Source organism: Caulobacter sp. (genome assembly GCF_965279145.1).
Lineage (GTDB): Bacteria > Pseudomonadota > Alphaproteobacteria > Caulobacterales > Caulobacteraceae > Caulobacter.
The window spans coordinates 2,164,485-2,183,929 of sequence record NZ_OZ257139.1 but is presented as its reverse complement, the minus strand read 5'-3'; the positions used below and the strand labels follow the sequence as shown (position 1 = coordinate 2,183,929).

22 protein-coding genes, 1 pseudogene and 1 riboswitch are annotated in these 19,445 nt (G+C 66.6%); of the genes and pseudogenes, 9 read left to right on the top strand and 14 right to left on the bottom strand.

Annotated features, from left to right (window positions below):
• The first annotated feature begins 1 nt into the window (after position 1).
• The 4 genes from ACQY9P_RS10175 to ACQY9P_RS10160 are packed head-to-tail and all read left to right on the top strand — an operon-like array spanning position 2 to position 2,141.
• Entirely contained in the window at positions 2-784 is a 783-nt protein-coding gene (locus ACQY9P_RS10175; RefSeq protein WP_421739376.1) for a F0F1 ATP synthase subunit A, read from the top strand.
• 47 nt (positions 785-831) lie between these two features.
• The gene (locus tag ACQY9P_RS10170) at positions 832-1,056 is read left to right on the top strand and encodes a F0F1 ATP synthase subunit C (protein ID WP_004615714.1); all 225 of its coding nucleotides are present in this window, start codon (positions 832-834) and stop codon (positions 1,054-1,056) included.
• 26 nt (positions 1,057-1,082) lie between these two features.
• Positions 1,083-1,619: a hypothetical protein gene (locus ACQY9P_RS10165; protein ID WP_421739377.1), complete on the top strand. Its 537-nt coding sequence runs from the start codon at positions 1,083-1,085 to the stop codon at positions 1,617-1,619.
• 12 nt (positions 1,620-1,631) lie between these two features.
• On the top strand, positions 1,632-2,141 hold the full coding sequence (locus ACQY9P_RS10160) for a F0F1 ATP synthase subunit B (RefSeq protein WP_421739378.1): 510 nt from the start codon (positions 1,632-1,634) through the stop codon (positions 2,139-2,141).
• Between the two features lie 149 nt (positions 2,142-2,290).
• Here ACQY9P_RS10160 and ACQY9P_RS10155 read toward each other — a convergent pair whose 3' ends face one another.
• The 6 genes and pseudogenes from ACQY9P_RS10155 to gcvT all read right to left on the bottom strand — a co-directional run bounded on the left by ACQY9P_RS10155 (position 2,291) and on the right by gcvT (position 7,793).
• Positions 2,291-2,740, bottom strand: coding sequence for a hypothetical protein (locus tag ACQY9P_RS10155; protein ID WP_421739379.1), 450 nt, complete (start codon positions 2,738-2,740; stop codon positions 2,291-2,293).
• On the bottom strand, positions 2,737-3,147 hold the full coding sequence (locus ACQY9P_RS10150) for a hypothetical protein (RefSeq protein WP_421739380.1): 411 nt from the start codon (positions 3,145-3,147) through the stop codon (positions 2,737-2,739). The genes ACQY9P_RS10155 and ACQY9P_RS10150 overlap by 4 nt, the downstream gene beginning before the upstream one ends.
• Before the next feature lie 133 nt (positions 3,148-3,280).
• Complete coding sequence (gcvPB, locus tag ACQY9P_RS10145) at positions 3,281-4,864, bottom strand: aminomethyl-transferring glycine dehydrogenase subunit GcvPB (protein ID WP_421739381.1); 1,584 nt, start codon at positions 4,862-4,864, stop codon at positions 3,281-3,283.
• Entirely contained in the window at positions 4,861-6,207 is a 1,347-nt protein-coding gene (gcvPA, locus tag ACQY9P_RS10140) for an aminomethyl-transferring glycine dehydrogenase subunit GcvPA (RefSeq protein WP_421739382.1), read from the bottom strand. Before gcvPA ends, gcvPB begins: the two co-directional genes overlap by 4 nt.
• Before the next feature lie 89 nt (positions 6,208-6,296).
• Positions 6,297-6,665: pseudogene (gcvH, locus tag ACQY9P_RS10135) on the bottom strand (glycine cleavage system protein GcvH); the annotation flags it as partial.
• A gap of 15 nt (positions 6,666-6,680) precedes the next feature.
• Positions 6,681-7,793, bottom strand: a complete 1,113-nt coding sequence (gene gcvT / locus ACQY9P_RS10130) for a glycine cleavage system aminomethyltransferase GcvT (protein WP_421739383.1) — start codon at positions 7,791-7,793, stop codon at positions 6,681-6,683.
• A gap of 169 nt (positions 7,794-7,962) precedes the next feature.
• Positions 7,963-8,054, bottom strand: a riboswitch (glycine riboswitch).
• Positions 8,055-8,176: 122 nt separating this feature from the next.
• Between gcvT and ACQY9P_RS10125 the strand changes: the two genes are divergently transcribed.
• Positions 8,177-8,986 (top strand): ORF6N domain-containing protein, encoded by an 810-nt coding sequence (locus ACQY9P_RS10125; protein WP_421739384.1) that lies wholly within the window; start codon positions 8,177-8,179, stop codon positions 8,984-8,986.
• A gap of 12 nt (positions 8,987-8,998) precedes the next feature.
• Here the strand turns inward: ACQY9P_RS10125 and argS are convergent, their stop codons facing one another.
• Both argS and ACQY9P_RS10115 read right to left on the bottom strand, forming a co-directional pair.
• The gene (argS, locus tag ACQY9P_RS10120) at positions 8,999-10,801 is read right to left on the bottom strand and encodes an arginine--tRNA ligase (protein WP_421739385.1); all 1,803 of its coding nucleotides are present in this window, start codon (positions 10,799-10,801) and stop codon (positions 8,999-9,001) included.
• A complete protein-coding gene (locus ACQY9P_RS10115; RefSeq protein ID WP_421739386.1) occupies positions 10,798-11,499 on the bottom strand; it encodes a Tat pathway signal sequence domain protein in 702 nt (233 codons plus the stop codon). The genes argS and ACQY9P_RS10115 overlap by 4 nt, the downstream gene beginning before the upstream one ends.
• A 140-nt stretch (positions 11,500-11,639) precedes the next feature.
• Between ACQY9P_RS10115 and ispH the strand changes: the two genes are divergently transcribed.
• From ispH to rnhA, 3 genes are read left to right on the top strand one after another with little or no spacing between them, the layout of a single operon-like run.
• Entirely contained in the window at positions 11,640-12,599 is a 960-nt protein-coding gene (ispH, locus tag ACQY9P_RS10110) for a 4-hydroxy-3-methylbut-2-enyl diphosphate reductase (protein WP_421739387.1), read from the top strand.
• Between the two features lie 42 nt (positions 12,600-12,641).
• Complete coding sequence (gene thrB, locus ACQY9P_RS10105) at positions 12,642-13,604, top strand: homoserine kinase (RefSeq protein ID WP_421739388.1); 963 nt, start codon at positions 12,642-12,644, stop codon at positions 13,602-13,604.
• Complete coding sequence (gene rnhA / locus ACQY9P_RS10100) at positions 13,601-14,041, top strand: ribonuclease HI (protein ID WP_421739389.1); 441 nt, start codon at positions 13,601-13,603, stop codon at positions 14,039-14,041. The genes thrB and rnhA overlap by 4 nt, the downstream gene beginning before the upstream one ends.
• Positions 14,042-14,742: 701 nt before the next feature.
• On the opposite strand, the gene ACQY9P_RS10095 is transcribed toward rnhA, so the two are convergent.
• From ACQY9P_RS10095 to ACQY9P_RS10075, 5 genes are read right to left on the bottom strand one after another with little or no spacing between them, the layout of a single operon-like run.
• Positions 14,743-15,504 (bottom strand): ABC transporter permease, encoded by a 762-nt coding sequence (locus ACQY9P_RS10095; protein ID WP_421739390.1) that lies wholly within the window; start codon positions 15,502-15,504, stop codon positions 14,743-14,745.
• Positions 15,501-16,457, bottom strand: coding sequence for an ABC transporter ATP-binding protein (locus ACQY9P_RS10090; protein WP_421739391.1), 957 nt, complete (start codon positions 16,455-16,457; stop codon positions 15,501-15,503). Before ACQY9P_RS10090 ends, ACQY9P_RS10095 begins: the two co-directional genes overlap by 4 nt.
• Before the next feature lie 40 nt (positions 16,458-16,497).
• A complete protein-coding gene (locus tag ACQY9P_RS10085) occupies positions 16,498-16,953 on the bottom strand; it encodes an NfeD family protein (RefSeq protein ID WP_421739392.1) in 456 nt (151 codons plus the stop codon).
• A gap of 4 nt (positions 16,954-16,957) precedes the next feature.
• Positions 16,958-17,935, bottom strand: coding sequence for an SPFH domain-containing protein (locus ACQY9P_RS10080; RefSeq protein ID WP_421739393.1), 978 nt, complete (start codon positions 17,933-17,935; stop codon positions 16,958-16,960).
• Between the two features lie 57 nt (positions 17,936-17,992).
• On the bottom strand, positions 17,993-18,418 hold the full coding sequence (locus ACQY9P_RS10075) for a TIGR02301 family protein (RefSeq protein ID WP_421739394.1): 426 nt from the start codon (positions 18,416-18,418) through the stop codon (positions 17,993-17,995).
• Positions 18,419-18,570: 152 nt separating this feature from the next.
• Between ACQY9P_RS10075 and ACQY9P_RS10070 the strand changes: the two genes are divergently transcribed.
• Positions 18,571-18,780, top strand: coding sequence for a hypothetical protein (locus ACQY9P_RS10070; RefSeq protein ID WP_421739395.1), 210 nt, complete (start codon positions 18,571-18,573; stop codon positions 18,778-18,780).
• A 4-nt stretch (positions 18,781-18,784) separates the two neighbouring features.
• Here the strand turns inward: ACQY9P_RS10070 and ACQY9P_RS10065 are convergent, their stop codons facing one another.
• The gene (locus ACQY9P_RS10065) at positions 18,785-19,333 is read right to left on the bottom strand and encodes a hypothetical protein (RefSeq protein ID WP_421739396.1); all 549 of its coding nucleotides are present in this window, start codon (positions 19,331-19,333) and stop codon (positions 18,785-18,787) included.
• Positions 19,334-19,445 lie beyond the last annotated feature (112 nt).

Below are 19,445 nucleotides of genomic sequence, written 5' to 3'. Positions count from 1 at the left end.
AATGGCCGATCCGATGCACCAGTTCCAGATCCAGAAGATCGTGGAACTGCCGACCGTGACTGTGTTCGGCCAAGCGATCGACCTGTCGATCACCAATTCCGTGGGCGCCATGTTGCTGGCCGCCACGCTGGTCATCGTGTTCTACGCTTTCGCCTCGGCCAAGGCCGCCGTGGTGCCTGGCCGTCTGCAGACCGTCGGCGAGATGCTGTATGGCCTGGTCAACGGCCTGACCGACTCGATCATCGGCCACGATGGCAAGAAGTACCTGCCCTTCGTGTTCACCCTGTTCGCGTTCGTACTGTTCATGAACCTGCAGGGCATGCTGTTCGGCTTCTCGGGCACCTTCGCCGGCTTCACCGCCACCTCGCAGATCGCCGTCACCCTGACCCTGGGCCTGATGGTCATCCTGACCGTCGTCGCCGTCGGCTTCGCCAAGAACGGCTTGAAGTTCTTCAAGCTGTTCGCCCCGTCGGGCGTGCCGTGGCCGCTGTATTTCCTTCTGGTGCCGATCGAGATCCTGTCGTTCCTGATCCGCCCGATTACCCTGGCCCTTCGTCTGTTCGGCAACATGCTGGGCGGTCACGTGGTTCTGAAGATCTTCGCCGGCTTCGTCGTCGCCCTGGGCGGCATGGGCGTGCTCGGCTGGGCCGGCGCGGCGCTGGCCCTCTCCTCCGTCGTCGCCCTGACGGCCCTAGAGTTCATGGTGGCCTTCCTGCAGGCCTTCGTGTTCGCGGTGCTCACCTGCGTCTATCTGAATGACGTCGTGCACCTCGACAGCCACTGATCACCCCTTCATCTTCCAACACATACCTCTTTCAAGGAGTTTCAATCATGGACGCTGCTGCAGCAAAGTACATCGGCGCTGGCCTGGCCATGCTCGGCATGATCGGCGCGGGCGTTGGCCTGGGCGTGATGTTCGGCAACTACTTCCAAGGCGCTCTGCGTAACCCGACCGCCGCCGCTCAAGAACGCCCGATGCTGTTCCTCGGCATGGCTCTGACCGAAGCCCTGGGCATCTTCGCCCTGGTCATCGCGTTCCTGATCCTCTTCTCCTAAACCTTAGCTAGGAGGCGACTTCGCCCATGGCGACGGAACCCCACGGCACAGTCGAAACGACTGGCGCGCCCGAGGCTCACGGCGGCGGCGGACTTCCGCAGCTGCAGTTCGAGCACTGGGGCGGCCAGATCGTCTGGCTGCTGCTCATCTTCGCCGTCCTCTACGCGGTGCTGTCCAAGGGGCTGCTGCCCCGGGTCAGCGGCGCCATCGAGACTCGCGGCGCCAAGATCGCCGGCGACATCGCCGACGCCCGTCGTCTGAAGGACGAAGCCGAGGTCCAGGCCCGCGCGGCCGCGACCGAGGTCGCCGAAGCTCGCGCTTCGGCCCAACGGACCGCGGCGGACGCGAAGGCCAAGGCTTCGGCCTCGGCCGCCGAACGTCAGGCGAAGGAAGAAGCGGTGCTGGCTGAAAAGCTGGCGGCCGCCGAGGCCGACATCCAGGCCGCGCGCGACAAGGCCATGAGCCATGTCGCCGCCGTGGCCTCGGATACGGCCGGCGCCATCGTCGAGAAGCTGACGGGCAAGGCGGCCACGGCCGCCGAACTCAAAGCGGCTCTGGCCTAAGGAGAGATGACGATGGAACATGAGTCCCTTTTCAGCCTCTCCAACCCCGAGCTCTGGGTCCTGGTGGCTCTGGTCCTGTTCATCGGCCTGCTGGTCGTGCTCAAGGTCATCCCCGGCGCCCTGTTCGCCGCGCTCGACGCGCACGCCGCCAAGATCAAGGCCGAACTCGACGAAGCCCAGCAACTGCGTGAAGAGGCCCAGGCCCTGCTCGCGGACGTCAAGGCCCAGCGCGAGGACGCCGAACGTCAGGCCGCGGGCATGATCGAAGCCGCCAAGGCCGACGCCAAGCGTCTGGCCGAGGAAGCCAAGGAAAAGCTCGAGGAGCAGATCAAGCGCCGCGCCGAAATGGCTGAGCGCAAGATCGCCCAGGCCGAGGCCCAGGCTACTGCGGACGTCAAGGCCGCGGCCGTCGACCTCGCCGCCCAGGCCGCCGAAGCCGTGCTCAGCGCGCGTCTCGTGGGTCTGAAGAGCGATCCGCTGGTCGACCAGGCCATCGGCCAGATGGGCGCGAAGCTCCAGTAGCTTCGGGTTATCGGGCTAAAAAGATAAGGGCGCGAACCGATCCGGTTCGCGCCCTTTTTCTTGGCCCCGATCCTGCCACCCCGGCCGCACCAGGGTCATGGACACCGCCGCGAGGCTGCGGGATGACAAGCCATGTCGAACGGGCCAGCCTAAGCGGCCGCCGCCTTCGGCCATTTCCGGCGCCAGTAGCGCTTGGCATGCTTGCGGCTCTGCTTGAGCACCCGCCACCGGGCCTTGCGCAGGATCATCTTCTCGGTCCGTAGCAGTTGCTGCCAGACCACCAGCAGCACCTCGGGCTCCCGGCGCATCAGGCGGCGGATCGGGAACACCAGCTTGGGATGCCGCTTTTGCCAGCGGATGAAGGTCTTGCGGGCCTGGATCGAGTAGCGCAGCACGATCATCAGGCCGATGACCAGCAAGGGCAGGCCCAGGTGACCCGGCAGGGGCGTCAGGACGGCTCCGGCGATGATCACAAGGGATCCGAAGCCGATTGCGATCCAGCGGAACGCGCGAGCCGCGGACTCGCGCAGCAGCATGGCCAGTCGCGCGCGGCGACGAACCTTGTGCTTGATATCGATCGCGGTGGAGCCGGCCGTCACCGCTGGCGGCGCTTGAGCGACTTGCGCCAGCGGACCGCCACGCGCCAGCGACGCGGCACGATCAGGCGCTCGATGCGCAGGGCCTGCTGCCAGGCGACCAGAACCACTTCGGGCTCGCGGCGCAGCAACCGGCGAATGGGAAACACGATCTTGGGGTGGGCGTGCTGAAAGCGCACGAACTGCTTGCGCGCCTTGAACGAGTTGCGCAGCACCAGCATCAGACCGACGACCGTCAGCGGCAGACCCAGGGGGCCCGGCAAAGGCGCGATCAGCGCTCCGCCCGCGATCAGCACAAGGCCAAGCGTCACCAGCACGACGCGCAGGATGCGCGCCACGATCTCGCGAGCGAGGTCGTCGGCCGGTGAAAAGCGTGCACGAGGCATGGCGAGGGCGACTGAAACGTTCATTACGGGGGCTAACGGGTTTCACGCCCCGCTTGCTCCCTGGAAAATCCAGTCAGCCCGGCGCGCGAGCCTGATATGTGTAGGGATAAGGGCGCCGTAAAGGCGCCCTTTCGACGCGTCGCGAAATACTGTTGCTCTATTCGGCCGCCAGTGGCGCTTCAGCCACAGGTCTCCACCTCAACCGGGGCTTGCGGGCAGCGAGGGTCTCGTCGAGGCGGCGCATGGGGGCATGGAACGGGGCGCCCTTGAAGCGATCGACATCGCCGGCCTTGGCGGCGCCGGCCAGAGCCCGCAGCGCGACCACGAAGCGGTCCAGTTCCTGTTTCGATTCCGTCTCGGTCGGCTCGATCAGCATCGCGCCATGGACGACCAGCGGGAAATACATGGTCATCGGGTGGAAGCCCTCGTCGATCATCGCCTTGGCGAAGTCGAGCGTGGTCACGCCGGTGCCTTCCAGCCAGCTGTCATCGAACAGGGCTTCGTGCATGCACGGGCCGTCCGGGAAGGCCGGGCTCATCACGTCCGACAGGCGCGCCTTCAGATAATTGGCGTTGAGGACGGCGTCCTCGGCCACCTGACGCAGGCCGTCGGCCCCGTGGCTGAGCATGTAGGCATAGGCGCGGGTGTACATGCCCATCTGGCCATGAAAGGCGCTCATCCGGCCAAAGGCGGTTTCAGCGCCCGCCTCGCCGGCGTGTTCGATCAGGGCGAAGCCATCATCGCCGTGGACGAGCCAGGGGGTGGGCGCGAAGGGCGCGAGGGCCTCGCTGAGCACCACCGGACCCGCGCCCGGCCCACCGCCGCCGTGAGGCGTCGAGAAAGTCTTGTGCAGGTTGATGTGCATGGCGTCGACGCCCAGGTCGCCCGGACGCACGCGGCCGACGATGGCGTTGAAGTTGGCGCCGTCGCAATAGAAATAGGCCCCCGCGGCGTGGGTTAGGCGAGCGATCTCGACGACGTCGCGCTCGAACAGGCCACAGGTATTGGGGTTGGTGACCATGATGGCGGCCACGTGGTCGCCGAGCTTGGACTCCAGATCAGCCAGATCGACACGACCATCGGCGGTCTGGGCGATCTCGACCACGGTGTAGCCGACGAAGGCCGCCGTGGCCGGGTTGGTGCCGTGGGCGCTGGTCGGGGCCAGCACCGTCTTGCGGTGGCCCTGGCCGTTGGCCTCATGGGCGGCGCGGATGGCCAGCATCCCACACATCTCGCCATGGGCGCCCGCCTTGGGCGTCAGGGCGACAGCCGGCATGCCGGTCAGGGTCTTCAGCCAGTGGGCCAGGCGGTCCATCAGCGCCAGCGCGCCCTGCACGGTCGACTGCGGCTGCAGGGGGTGGATGTCGGAGAAGCCCGGCAGGCGCGCCATCTTCTCGTTCAGGCGCGGGTTGTGCTTCATCGTGCACGAGCCCAGCGGATACAGCGCCAGGTCGATGGCGTGGTTCTTCTGGGACAGGCGCACATAGTGGCGCACGGCCTCGGGCTCGGAGAGACCCGGCAGGCCAATCGGCGCGGCGCGAAGCAGGCCGCTCAGGTCATCGGCGGGCGCGCCGGCCTCCGGCAGATCGACGCCGGTCTTTTGCCAACCGCCCAGTTCGAAGATCAGGGCCTCGTCCTGCAACAGGCCGCGCGCCCCGGTCAGGGTGTCGTGAGCGCCGGCCGCTTCGTTGGCGGCGGCGGCTTCGGGACGGGTCGGCCGTCCAACGCTGTTCATGCTCATTGGGCGATGACCTTGGCCAGGACCTTGGAGAAGAAGGTGATATCGATATCGAGGGTGGTCTCGGTGGCGGCCACCAGCAGCACGTCGTCAAGACCGGCCTTGGCGTCGAGGCGCGAGAAGGGCACCCCGGCGATGATCCCGTGACCGGCCAGGGTCTCGACCACCTCGGCGGCCTTGCCGGGCACGCGGATGGCGAACTCGTTGAAGAACCGCGAGGTCAGGATCTCGACGCCGGGGATGGCGGCCAGGGCGTCGCGCAGTGCGCGGGCCTTCTCGTGGTTGATCGCCGCCAGTTGCCGCAGCCCCACCTCGCCCAGCAGGCTCATGTGGATGCTGAAGGCCAGGGCGCAGAGGCCACTGTTGGTGCAGATGTTCGAGGTCGCCTTGTCGCGGCGGATATGCTGCTCGCGGGTAGACAGGGTCAGGACGAAGCCGCGACGGCCGTCGGCGTCCACGGTCTCGCCGCACAGGCGCCCTGGCGCCTGGCGCATGTATTTTTCCTTGCAGGCGAACAGGCCGACATAGGGACCGCCGAAGTTCAGGCCGTTGCCGATCGACTGGCCCTCGGCCACGACGATGTCAGCGCCCATCTCGCCGGGCGACTTCAGCAGGCCCAGCGACACGACCTCGGTGGTGACCACGATCAGCAGCGCGCCGGCGGCCTGGGCGGCGGCGGCGATCTTGCTGACGTCGGTGGCCGTGCCGAACACGTTGGGGGTCTGGACGACGACGCAGGCGGTGTCGGCGTCGATGGCGGCGATCACCGCGTCCTCGGCGTCGATGGCGACGGCCAGACGCTGGGTGGCGACGCCGGCCGCGTGGGCCAGGGTGTCGATGGTCTCGACATAGTGCGGATGCACGCCGCCCGACATCACCGCCTTATTCCGGCGGGTCACGCGGGTGGCCATCATCACCGCCTCGGCGGCGGCGGTCGAGCCGTCATAGAGCGAGGCGTTGGCCACTTCCATGCCGGTCAGGGCCGCGACCTGGGTCTGGAACTCGAACAGCACCTGCAAGGTGCCCTGGGCGATTTCCGGCTGGTAAGGCGTGTAGCTGGTCAGGAACTCCGACCGCTGGATGATGTGGTCGACCGTGGCCGGCACATGGTGGCGATAGGCGCCGGCCCCACAGAAAAAGGGCCCCTCCCCCGCCGAACGATTGCGCTTGGCCAGCGCCGCCATCTCGCGTTCGACCTCCAGCTCGCCCGCGTGCAGGGGCAGGTCGACGGTTCCGGAACGCTGGGCGGAGGCGGGCACATCGACGAACAGGGCGTCGATCGAGTCCACGCCGATGACGCCGAGCATCTCGGCGCGATCGTCGGGCGTGAGGGGGAGGTAGCGCATGATGTCTTTTTCCGCTCATCCCCGCGAAAGCGGGGACCTAAGCTGAGGGGGCCGCATGGGTCCCCGCTTTCGCGGGGATGAGCGGGGTTTTAAAGCGTGCCCAGGAACGCTTCGTAGGCGTCGCGATCCATCAGGGCCTCGACTTCCGAAGGGTTCGACAGCTTCAGCTTGGCGAACCAGCCGCCGGTTTCCGGCACGGCGTTGACGGTTTCTGGCGCGTCGCCCAGGGCGGCGTTGGCTTCGACCACTTCGCCCGACACCGGAGCGTAGACGTCCGAAGCGGCCTTGACGCTCTCGACCACGGCCAGGCCATCGCCCTGTTTCACGGTCTTGCCGACGTCGGGAACCTCGACGAACACCACGTCGCCCAGTTGCTCGGCGGCGTAGGCGGTGATGCCGACGGTGGCGATGTCGCCTTCGACGGCGACCCATTCATGGTCTTTGGTAAAGCGCATTGCTCTGGGCCCTTGGAATTAGAGTTTGCGGACGTAACGGTTGGGAACGAACGGCGAGGCCACGACCTCCGCCGCCTGCGGCTTGCCGCGAACGATGACTTTGAGCTTGCCCCCGACCACCGCCAGGGCGGGCGGGACGAAGCCGATGGCGATGGCGCCGCCGACGCTGGGACCAAAGCCGCCGCTGGTGACAACGCCAACCACGGCGCCGGTCTCGTCGGCGATCTCGGCGCCCTCGCGGGCCGGAGCCCCTTCCAGCACGCGCAGATTGACCCGCACGCGCTTCAGCTCGCCGGCCAGTTCCTTTGAAATACGATCAACGCCCAGATAGTCGCCGGCCTCGCGGCGGCTCTTGCCGATGGCAAAGTTCATGCCGGCCTCGATCGGCGAGACGGTCTCGTCCATGTCGTGGCCGTACAGCGGCAGGCCGGCTTCCAGGCGCAGGCTGTCGCGGGCGCCCAGGCCGATGGCCTTCACACGCTCATCTTCCAGCAGGATGTTCCAGATGCGGGTCGCGTCAGCCGCGGGCACGGAGATCTCGTAGCCGTCCTCGCCGGTGTAACCCGACCGCGAGATGATGGCGTCGACGCCGAAGGCAGTCAGGGCCGCGGTGTCCATGAACACCATGCCCGCGGCTTCCGGAACGTGGGCGGCCAGCACGGCGGCGGCCTCGGGCCCCTGCAGCGCCAGCAGCGCGCGATCTTCCAGGCGCTCGACGGTCGCCTCGCCCTCGAGGGCCTTGGCGATGATCGCGTAGTCGTTGTCCTTGCAGGCGCCGTTAACCACGATGAACAGACCGTCGTCGTCCGGGCGGGCCGTCATCAGGTCGTCGATCACGCCGCCCTCGGCGTTCAGAAGCACCGCATAGCGCTGCTTGCCCGGCTTTAGGCCCTGATAGTCGGCCGAGACCAGCTTCTCGAAGCTCTTGGCGGGATTGGCGCCGCGCAGGCGAGCCTGCCCCATGTGCGAGACGTCGAACAGGCCGGCGTGCTCGCGGGTCCAGAGATGCTCCTTGAGCACGCCGTCCCTGTACTGCACCGGCATGGAATAGCCCGCGAACGGCACCATTCGGGCGCCGGCGGCGACATGCGCGTCGAACAGGGGCGTCTTCTTGAGATCTTGGTCGGACACGCGGAGGGCTCCAAACGGGGACAGCGCTGCAAGCCCGGCTTTCGCCAGACGATCGCGCCCCCGCTGTCCCTTTGACCTGAGAGATTCCGGCCCAAGCCCTCAAGTGAAAAGAGGGGGGCCTTGCTCCTTCGGCGGGCAATCCTTTCAGACTGCCTCTTTCCAGCGTTCCTAAACCCGCGCGGTCCTTTTGCCTGAGCGTTTCCGGGGCGGTTGCGCCTTCGGCCTCGGGACGCGAATCCCGATGTCTCCCGCGTGGGTCAGCGGCTCAATGCGGGAGGCGGCCGGTGGAGTCAACGGGGCAGAACGCGCCTCAACTGCCGATTGCGAACAATGGGAGAACGGTCCAAACTTGAAGTCGCGGATTGCGACTTCAAAAGGCGCCGATGACCGACGACCACCATCCGACCCCAGTCGAGCTTCCCCTTGAGGTCTTCGAGGTGCGCGGCGTCTCCGTGGTCCTGGACTCCGATCTGGCGCGTCTGTTCGGCGTCGAAGTCCGGCGGCTCAACGAACAGGTCCGCCGCAACCTCGGCAAGTTCGATGACTTCGCCTTCCGGCTGACCAAGGAAGAGCTGGAAATCTTGATGTCGCGAAATGCGACTTCAAGACCGGGACATGGCGGCCGTCGCAAGCTTCCATACGCCTTCACCGAACACGGCGTGGTGATGGCCGCGACGGTTCTGCAATCCGAACACGCCATCGCCGCGTCGCGTTTCATCATCAAGGTCTTCGTGGAGGCCCGGCGCAAGACCCTGGCGTCGGATGGTCGCAACCTGCCGTCCCTTATCGATGCCCGCCATCTGCTGCCGCTGGAAAGCGACGCTCGGGTCGGACTGATGGGCAAGCTGAACAGCGCCCTCGGTCGCGTTCTCGACGCCATCGCCGATCCCGTGGCCCAGACCACCGTGCGTGAGGAAGCCCACGCCATCGCCGCTGAGGGCCTGCGCAGCATCAGGGAATATCTGAAAAAGGCCGGCGTCCAGAACGAGAAGACCCTGGCCGAGGTCCGAAAGCTGCTGGCCGAGGCCGACGCGGTCGAAGCGGAGACGGCGCAGCGTGTTACCGAGAACCAGCATCGGCAACTGGCCCTGCTGGCCAAGCAGCTCAGGCTGGTTCTGGTGGCGCAGCAGTATCTTGAGCGCGGCGGCGTCGAGGATCTGCTGACGGTGCTGAAGGACCTGGAAGGCGCCTGAGGCGCCCTCCAGCTACATCCGTTCCGGCGCTTCGATGCCCAACAGCTCCAGGGCCTGCTCCAGCTGGCGCAGGGTGGTCTGGGCCAGGTTCAGGCGCGAGGCGCGGGTGGCCTCATCCTCGGCGCTCATGATCGGGCAGGCCGCGTAGAACTTCGAGAAGGTCTGGGCCAGCTTGTAGGCATGCTCCGCCACGAAGTTGGGGGCCTTCTTGTCATAGGCCTCCGACAGCGCGCCCTCGAAGGCGTCCAGCAGCATGGCCAGATCCCGCTCGGCCGGCTCGCCGATGACGATGCGGCCAGGCTGAACGCCGGCCTCGGCCGCCTTGCGCAGCACGCTCTTGATGCGCACCGACTGGTACAGCAGGTACGGGCCGGTCTTGCCCTCGAAGCTGGTGAAGCGGTCGAGGTCGAAGACATAGGAGGTGCCGCGGAAGTTCTGCAGGTCGGCGAACTTCAGGGCCGCGATCCCCACCTTGTGGGCGGTGTCCTCGAAGGCCTCTTCCGACAGCTCGGCGCCGAGACCGGCTTCGCGCAGCCGCTCACGGGCCTTTTCGCGGGCCATCTCGATCAGGTCGTGCAGCTTCAGCACCCCGCCGGCGCGGGTCTTGAACGGCTTGCCGTCGCTGCCGTTCATGGTGCCAAAGCCGATATGCTCCAGCGTGCCCGGTTCGGCGTAGCCGGCCAGATAGGCGGCCCGGAACACCGTCTCGAAGTGGTCGGCCTGACGCTGGTCGACGCAGTAGAGGATCAGGTGCGGATCGAACGAGCTGCGGCGATCCAGGATCGTGGCCAGGTCGGTCGTGCCATACATGGCCGAACCTTCCGACGAGACCACCAGCAGCGGCGGCACGTCGCGCTTGTCGCCTTCCTGGGACACGCGAACGATGCGCGCGCCCTGGTCCTCGACCAGAAGGCCCTTGTCTTCCAGCTGGCGCACCATCGGCGCGATCAGCTCCTGAACGTCGCTTTCGCCCTTCCACAGGTCGAAGTCGACACCAAGGGCGTGAAACTCGCGCTCAAGCGCCACACGGCTGACATTGACGAAGTGGCGCCACAGCAGGCGATAGCCGAAGCGGCCGTTCTGCAGCTCGGCGGTCGCCTTGCGGGCCCGCTCCTTGTATTCCAGATCTTCCTTCTGGCGGGTCGAGGCCAGGGGGTAGAGACGGTCCAGATCGGCCAGGCTGATCAGCGGAACAAACTCCGCCAGCACCTTGTCCTCGTCGGCCTTGGTGAAGCCGCGCGGCGCTTCCGGCAGCTTTTCCATCAGGGCCTGGATGAACGGATGCTCGTCCATCACCGCCACGATCAGCAGGCCCATCTGGAAACCCCAGTCGCCGAAGTGGGCGTCGCCCACCACGTCGTCGCCCCGGAAGCGATAGATGCGCTTGATCGACTCGCCGATGATCGACGCGCGCAAGTGGCCCACGTGCATCGGCTTGGCGACGTTGGGACCGGCATAGTCGATCAGCACGCGGCGCGAGTCTTCGAGCAGCTCGGCGCCGGCGCGCGGATCGGCGGCGATTTCCTTGGCGCGAGCCGAAAGGGCCTCGGCGCTGACGCGCATGTTGATGAACCCGACGCCGGCGATTTCCACCGAGGCCAGGCGCGGATCACCCTTCAGGTGATCGACGACCTGAACCGCGATCTCGCGCGGATTGCGCTTGGCGCTCTTGGCGGCCGCGAGGGCGCCGTTGCACTGGAAATCGGCAAGGTCGGGCCGGTCGGACGCCGTGACACGCCCGAACTCGGGAGAAAGTCCGGCGGCCTGGAAAGCGGCCGCGGCCGCCTCGCTCAAGGACCGCTTCAAATCGCTCATTGCTTGGTGGCAGTCCCTGCTTGGGCCGTCTGGCCGGCATTGACCCGGAAGCGCTTGCCCTCGCGGTTGAAGGCGGCCATTTCCGGCGTCACGTCGAAGCCGACCAAGACTTCGAAATTGCCGCCGCTGACCTTGGCGTCAGCGCGCGGGATGGTGATGGTGTTCAGCGTCTCCGTGGCGAAGACGCGATCCTGACCGGCCGGGAAGGTGATCGGCAGGTCGAAATATTCCTTGGCGATGACGGCCTGGTTTCGCTCGGTCACCGCCACCCAGTATCGATAGGTGTGCTCCGAACCTGCGGCCTGCGGGCCGCGACCCAGCTGGAACAGAATCTCGACGCGAAGATTGATCGGGTCGTCGCTCTTGTAGGCGCAGCCCGAGGAGATGCCCTGAACCTCGCCGGTGAAACCGGTCGCCGAGGGGCTTTCCTTGCCGTCCTTGAACTCGATGAAGCGGCTGGCGTCGTACAGCACCTTCACATACGGGCACGGACCGGCGTTGCGCAGCTGCGGCAGCGGAGCCTTGGGCTGGTTCCACTCTTCGTCGCGCTTCTTCTTCTTGCCGGCCTGTTCGTCGTCGCCGCCCTGTCCTTGTTCCTGACCGCCCCGGCCACGCGACTGCGCGTGACCGACGGTGGCCGTCGCGGCGACCGAAAGGGCCAGAAAAGCGCTGAGCGCGAGCGTGGTGTTACGGCGCATGAAACGTCCGGTCAGAATTGAAGAGCCTGAAGGGGCGCATGCCCCAGTCGGCGTCATGCAGCCTGATAAAGGCATATGCGTGACGTCGCAATGCAGTGGTCACGCTAGCACATGCGCCGTCGAACGCTTAGGTTCGCGGCATGAACGCCCATACTCCGGTCCGTCCGCCGCTCACCGTCGTGCTCGCCAGCCCTCGCGGCTTCTGCGCGGGCGTTGATCGCGCCATCCAGATCGTCGAACGCGCCATCGAGAAATTCGGCGCGCCGGTCTATGTGCGGCACGAGATCGTCCACAACCGCCACGTGGTCGACCGCCTCAAGGCCCTGGGCGCGGTGTTCATCGAGGAGCTGTCCGAGGCCCCCGACGATCGCCCCATCGTGTTCTCGGCCCACGGTGTGCCCAAGTCGGTGCCGGCCGAGGCCAAGGCGCGCGAGATGATCTATCTCGACGCCACCTGCCCGCTGGTCTCCAAGGTTCACGTCGAGGCGCAGAAGCACTTCAATTCGGGCCGCGAGATCGTGCTGATCGGCCACGCCGGCCACCCCGAGGTTGTCGGCACCATGGGCCAGCTGCCGGACGGCAGCGTAACCCTGATCGAGAACATCGATGACGCCCGCGCCTGGGTCCCCAAGGACGCCGCCAATGTGGCCTTCCTGACCCAGACCACCCTGTCGGTCGACGACACCGCCGACATGGTCGACCTGCTGAAGGCCCGCTTCCCCGGCATCGCGGCGCCGCACAAGGAAGACATCTGCTACGCGACGACCAACCGGCAAGACGCGGTCAAGCATCTGGCCGGCTCCACGGAGCTGATCCTGGTGGTCGGCTCGCGCAATTCTTCCAACTCGGTGCGCCTGGCCGAGGTGGGCCTGAAGGCCGGGGCCAAGGACGCCCGGCTGATCGATGACGCCAGCGGCCTGGACTGGTCGTGGTTCGAAGGCGTGTCCCGCGTGGGCCTGACGGCCGGCGCCTCTGCGCCCGAGGATCTGGTGCAGGGCGTCATCGACGCCATCGCCGCCCGCTTCGACGTCACCATCGAGGACCTGATCGAGGCCCGCGAAACGGTCACGTTCAAGCTGCCGAGACTGCTGACCACCTGACGCCCTCTTGACCGCCAGCGCCGGCTCACGCATCCCCGGATCATGGCCGTCTATACCGATATCACCGACGAAGAACTCGCCGCCTTCCTGGCCGACTTCGACCTGGGGCAAGCCCTGGCGTTCAAGGGCATCGCCGAGGGGGTGGAGAACTCCAACTTCCTGCTGGAGACGCAGGCCGGGCGGTTCATCCTGACGGTCTACGAAAAGCGCGCCGCGCCGGAAGACCTGCCCTATTTCCTGAACCTGATGCGCTGGCTGGCCGACAAGGGCTTTCCCAGCGCCACGCCGATCGCCGATCGCGCCGGCCGGACGCTGAAGACCATTCGCGGCAAGCCCGCCGCCCTGGTCGAGTTCCTGTCGGGCCTGTCGGTGCGCAAACCCACGGTCGCCCATTGCCGCGAGGCCGGCGAAGGCCTGGCCCATCTGCATCTGGCCGGCGAAGGCTATGGCGGCCGCCGCGTCAACGACCTGGGCCAGCCCTACTGGGCGCCGCTGTTCGCCAAGCACCGCAAGGCCGCCGAGGGTCTCAAGCCCGGCCTGTCGGCCACCATCGACAACGATCTGGCCCAACTGGCCCTGGCCTGGCCGCGCGACCTGCCGTCGGGCGTGATCCATGCCGACTATTTCCCCGACAATGTCTTCTTCAAGCCGGACGGCAAGTTCGCCGCCGCCATCGACTTCTATTTCGCCTGCGACGACAGCTACGCCTACGACATCGCCGTGACCCTGAACGCCTGGTGCTTCGAGGCCGACGGCAGCTTCAACGCCACCGCCGCCGCCGCCCTGCTGACCGGCTATCAGCGCCGTCGGCCGCTGAGCCCCGCAGAAAAGCAGGCCCTGCCGATCCTGGCGCGCGGCGCGGCGATGCGCTTCTTCCTGACCCGCCTGGCCGACTGGGGCGCGACGCCCGAAGGCGCCCTGGTCAAGCCGAAGGATCCGATGGAGTACGAGCGCAAGCTGGCGGTTCACCGCGAGGGCCTGACGCTGTTCGGGACCGGCTCATGACGCCCAAGGTCATCGTCTATACGGACGGCGCCTGTAAGGGGAACCCCGGCCCCGGCGGCTGGGGCGCGCTGCTGATGTACGGCGAAAAGAAGAAAGAGATCTGCGGCGGCGAGACTCCGACGACCAACAACCGCATGGAGCTGATGGGCGCCATCATGGCGCTGGAGACCCTGACCAAGCCCTGCAAGGTCGAGCTGCACACCGACAGCCAGTATGTGATGAAGGGCGTCACCCAGTGGATCCATGGCTGGAAGGCCCGGGGCTGGCGGACCGCCGACAAGAGCCCGGTCAAGAACGACGACCTCTGGAAACGCCTCGACGCCGCCCGCAACCGGCACGAGGTCGACTGGCGCTGGGTCAAGGGTCATGCGGGCCATCCGCTGAACGAGCGGGCCGACGAACTGGCCAACCGGGGTCTGCTGGAAACGCGGCGCTGAAGGTCGTCCGCCCCCTGAAGGGGCAGGTCGCGGACACGGGCTCTCGCCCTCACGCGACGGATCGCTGAGTTTAGTGGGGAGGCGCGAAGCGGCCGGGGCGAACCCGGATGACCGTGATGTGTTTTGTGCGTTTCGGCTCGACCTGTCCGCTTCGCCAAGCTGTTCTTGACCGTGAGGATTGGGGCACACGAGCGTCGGTTTCAGCTCTGATTCCCAACTAGCCCCCGGACGGGCGCGCATCTTGTCGATCGGCTAATCCGTCTCGACGCCGACGATGTGCGATAGGCGGACTCTGATCCCCGCCCTGTGATCCGCGCCGTTCCGCGCCCAGGCTTCCGGTGGTCCCGGATCTATCCAACGAACAGACCACCCTCGTCCCCGACGCGAGACCGCGCGGCCCCGCTCAGCTTCATCACCCGTCGCCGCTTTGGGCCGGTACCAAGCGCCCTCCCCCTGCGACGGGGACAAGGAGAAGTATCCACCCGTTTTGGGAGCGGGGGATACGCAAGCGCGAGAAAGTTGGAAGTCGTTGATTTTGCTGCGTTCGAGTCGCTGAACGCCGAGGATAGAGAGCGACAGGTCCTCCCCCTGAAGGGGGAGGCGGCCGTCAGGCCGGAGGGGGAAGACCGCAATGGCTCAGCAGTTACTTCCCCCTCCGATCGCTTCGCGATCACCTCCCCCGCTAGGGGGAGGATTTGATATCAGCTCTTCAGGCGGTAGCCGGTCCTGAAGATCCACCACACCGCCGTCAGGCAGAGGGCCAGGAACACGCAGGTCATGGCCAGGCTGACGCCGACCCCGACGTCGGAGACGCCGTAGAAGCTCCAGCGGAAGCCGCTGATCAGATAGACCACCGGGTTGAACAGGGTGATCTTCTGCCAGATCGGCGGCAGCATGCTGATCGAGTAGAAGCTGCCGCCCAGGAAGGTCAGGGGCGTGATGATCAGCGCCGGCACGATCTGCAGTTTCTGGAAGTTGTCGGCCCAGACCCCGATCACGAAGCCGAACAGGCTGAAGGTCACCGCCGTCAGCACCAGGAACAGCGCCATCACGAACGGATGGGCGATCTCGAACGGCACGAAGATGCGGGCGGTGGCCAGGATCAGCAGGCCCAGCAGCACCGACTTGGTCGCCGCCGCCCCGACATAGCCGATCACGGTCTCGATCCACGACACGGGCGCCGACAGCAGCTCATAGATCGTGCCGGCCCATTTGGGCATGTAGATGCCGAAGGCGGCGTTTGAGATGCTCTCGCTAAGTAGCGACAGCATCACCAGGCCCGGGATGATGAAGGCGCCATAGCTGACGCCGTCGATGGCCTGCATGCGCGACCCGATCGCCGAGCCGAACACAACGAAATAGAGCGAGGTCGAGATGACCGGGGCCAGGATGCTCTGGGCCAAGGTGCGGAACCACCGCGCCAGCTCGAAGCGATAGATGGCCTTGATGCCGTGAAGGTTCATTTCGCGTCCCTCACGAGGCTGACAAAGATATCTTCCAGCGAGCTCTGGCTGGTGTGCAGGTCCTTGAAGTCGACGCCGGCCTCACCGAGACGGCGCAGAAGCTCGGCGATGCCGGTCTCCTCGGCCTGGGCGTCAAAGGTGTAGATCAGCTCGTGGCCGTCGGCGGCCAGCGCCAGCGGATAGGCCGACAGCGGGGTCGGCACGGCGGTCAGGGGCGTGCGCAGTTGCAGCGTCAGCTGCTTCTTGCCCAGCTTGCGCATAAGCACGTCCTTGTCCTCGACCAGGATGATCTCGCCCTTGCTGATCACCCCGATCCGGTCGGCCATCTCCTCGGCCTCCTCGATATAGTGGGTGGTCAGGATGATGGTGACGCCGCTGTCGCGCAGGGCCCGGACCATTTCCCACATGTCGCGACGCAGCTCGACATCGACGCCGGCGGTGGGCTCGTCCAGGAACAGGATGGTCGGCTCGTGGCTCAGCGCCTTGGCGATCATCACCCGGCGCTTCATGCCGCCCGACAGGGCCAGGATCTTGCTGTCCTTCTTGTCCCAGAGAGACAGGTCGCGAAGGATCTTCTCGATCAGAACATCATTGGGGGCCTTGCCGAACAGGCCGCGCGAAAAGCGCACCGTGGCCCAGACGGTTTCGAAAGCGTCGGTGTGCAGCTCCTGCGGCACCAGCCCGATCTTGGTGCGGGCGGCGCGATAGTCGCGGACCACGTCATGACCGTCGGCCAGGATCACACCCGTACTGGGATTGACGATGCCGCAGATGATGCTGATCAGCGTGGTCTTGCCGGCCCCGTTCGGGCCCAGCAGAGCGAAGATCTCGCCCTGGCGGATCTCGAGATCCACCGACTTCAGGGCCTGATGGCCTGAAGCATAGGTCTTGGTCAGACCCTTTACAGAAATGATGCCCGCCACGGGGTCCCCTCTAGATCCCGCGCGATGCAAGCGGCGGTGTCCGCCAGATGGGGACGCGGGCCGTAAATCGCTAGTGGGCCCGCACCGTCAGGGTCGCGCCGTCGACGCCCACGACCTGGATGCGCTGGCCCGGCAAGGGGGGCGCGCCCTCCAGTTTGGCCTGCCAGTCCTTGCCGTCGACAAAGACGCGGCCGGCGCTGTTCTCGAAGGTCGACAGCACCTCGCCGTCCCGGCCGATCAGCCTCAGCAGCGGGTCGTTCAGGTCCGGAGCCTGGCCCTCCAGCGCCGGACGCAGGAAGCGCCGGGCAAGATAGGTGCTGGCGATGGTCAGGATCGCGAACAGCGCGATCTCGACGGGCAGGTTGAGCGGCAGGCCCAGGGTCAGAACGCCGACCACGCCGGCCGAGGCCGCCGGCCACAGCAGCCAGCCGGTGCCCGTGCCGACCTCGATGGCCAGAAAGATCGCCGCCACCGCCAGCCAGATCCAGAAGGGGTGCAGCGCGTGAAAATCCGCCAGAGCGTCCATCGGATCAGACCCGCTTCGCGCCGCCGGTCGGCGTGTTGGTGCGCGGAACCGGCGGGGTCGGCGCGACCGTGTTGGAGCTTCCCAGCGTCTTGATCAGCTCGGCCACGCCCGCGACCGTTCCGGTCAGGCCGGCGAAGTCGGCGGGCACGATCACGGTCTTGGCGTTGGGCGAGCGGGCCAGATCGCCGAACGCTTCGACGTACTTCTGGGCGATGAAGTAGTTGATGGCGTTGACGTCGCCCTTTGAGATGGCTTCGGACACGAAGGCGGTGGCCTTGGCCTCGGCCTCGGCTTCCCGTTCGCGGGCCTCGGAGTCGCGGAAGGCGGCTTCCTTGCGGCCCTCGGCCTGCAGGATGGCCGACTGCTTCTGGCCCTCGGCGCGGGCGATGGCGGCCTGCTTCTCGCCCTCGGCCTCGGTGATGACGGCGCGGCGCTCGCGCTCGGCCTTCATCTGGCGGGCCATGGCGTTGGTGATGTCGGCCGGCGGAGTCAGGTCCTTGATTTCGATGCGGGCGATCTTGACGCCCCACGGACCGGTGGCGTGATCAATGGTCGACAGCAGCCGGGTGTTGATCTGGTCGCGCTGGGAAAGCACCTCATCCAGCTCCATCGAGCCGACCACCGTGCGCAGGTTCGTCTGCGCCAGCTGGGTGATGGCGTACATCAGGTTATCCACCCGATAGGCGGCCTGGGAGGCGTCCATCACCTGGATGAAGACGATGGCGTCGACCTTCACCGAGACGTTGTCCTTGGTGATGACCTCCTGCTGCGGGACGTCGAGCACCTGCTCCATCATGTTCACGCGCCGGCCGATCGTCTCGACGAAGGGCGTCAGGATGCTGATGCCGGGCTTGAGGGTGCGGGTGTAGCGGCCAAAGCGCTCGACCGTGAATTCGCGCCCCTGGGGCACGATCTTGATCACGCTGACGACCAGCACGAAGGCCAGGATCAAGAGGACCAGCAGAACGATTGACGTACCCAAGACCATACTCCCTGCAACCGACGGGCGCAGGTTAGCGCGGCGCGACGACCTCCGCCATTAATTCGGCGACAGGGCCTCCGGATCGGCCGCGACGTGGTGAACCGCCCGCATCGACTGGGAAAGCCTGAGGGCCAGGGCCTGGCCCTTGCGGGCAGATTGTTGCTCGGCCTTGCGGCTGGAGGCGTCGCAGACCGGAAACTCGCCCTGACGGGCGGCGAAGCCGGTGTTGAACCGCTCGCGCAGCTGGGCGTCGAAGGCCTGGTCGGCCTGTTCCACCTCGGTGAGACGAACCATGCGCGAGCGCCAGAACTGGTCGTTCGCGCCCTCGCAGACCTGCCGCAGGGCGTGGCTTTCGCCGAGGGTGAAGGCCAGATCCAGCAGACGCTGCCGTTCCTCTGGCGCACGCTCCTGGGCCAGGGCGGGCGCAGCCACGAGGGCGACCATCAGGGCGGCGCCGGACGCGAGGAGAGGCAAGCGAAGCATGGCCGTATTATTCCCGGCGCGGTCGCGAATGTCACGACGGCGCGCCCATCGCGCGAATCCCTCTTTCGGGTCCATGGCCATCTGATGGCGTCTTAGGCCTTGCGATCGCCACGGATCGGCGCAACCGTGCGGATACTGCAAGGAGGTCGACCATGACTGAAGTGCATTACGGCGTCGTGCGCGTCGGAGACCACTGGTCCATCGTGGGCGATAGCCTGCGGTTTGGCCATTATCACTCGCGACGACAGGCCAGCGAAGCGGCCTCGCGTCTGGCCGAGCAATCCACGGGCATAGGCTTACCCGTCCTGCTGCATGTGCAGGACGAGGACTTCGTTCTGCCCGGCCCGACCCGACTGAGCTGAACGCTCAGTCGTCGTCGCTCAAGGCCTCGGAGGCCGCGCGCGCCATCATCGGCTTGACCACCCGCCAGACCTGCAGGGCCGAGGCGATGAAGCCGACGATCGAGGCCACGACCTGGAAGGCGTTCCAGACCACCGCGACCAGCGGGCCTTCCACCAGCAGGGCCACCACGGGATAGATCAGCTGGCTGACGATGATCCGGAACTGGGCGTAGGCCTGGGAATATTCGATCGCCACCCGGGCGATGGCCGCCACGATCAGCACCGCCAGCACCGGCGACCACAGCAGCGGCAGGATCAGCAACAGGGCCAGGACGGTCACCAGGCTCTTGGCGCCCAGGCTGGCGCGGGCGGCGACACTGACCCCGAGACCGACGATCACGGCCAGGCCCAGGACGATGAAGCTGATCGGCAGAACCTTGTCGGCCACGTCGATCAGATCCTGGCCGAGCGCCAGGCTGGCGATCGCCGTCCAGGCCAGGACGAAGAGAAACGAAGCCAGCCACAGCGCGCCGTATTCGCTGAGCCGCGCCTTCAGGAGTCCAAGATCGCGCACGTCCGCCCTCCAACCCTGGAACGAAGCCTGCCCCGGAAGCTTCGCCGCGTCGATGGGAAACTAAGCCGGGCTTCGCGCGCTATCTCGGGCGCAAGCTTCACGTTCGCGGAGG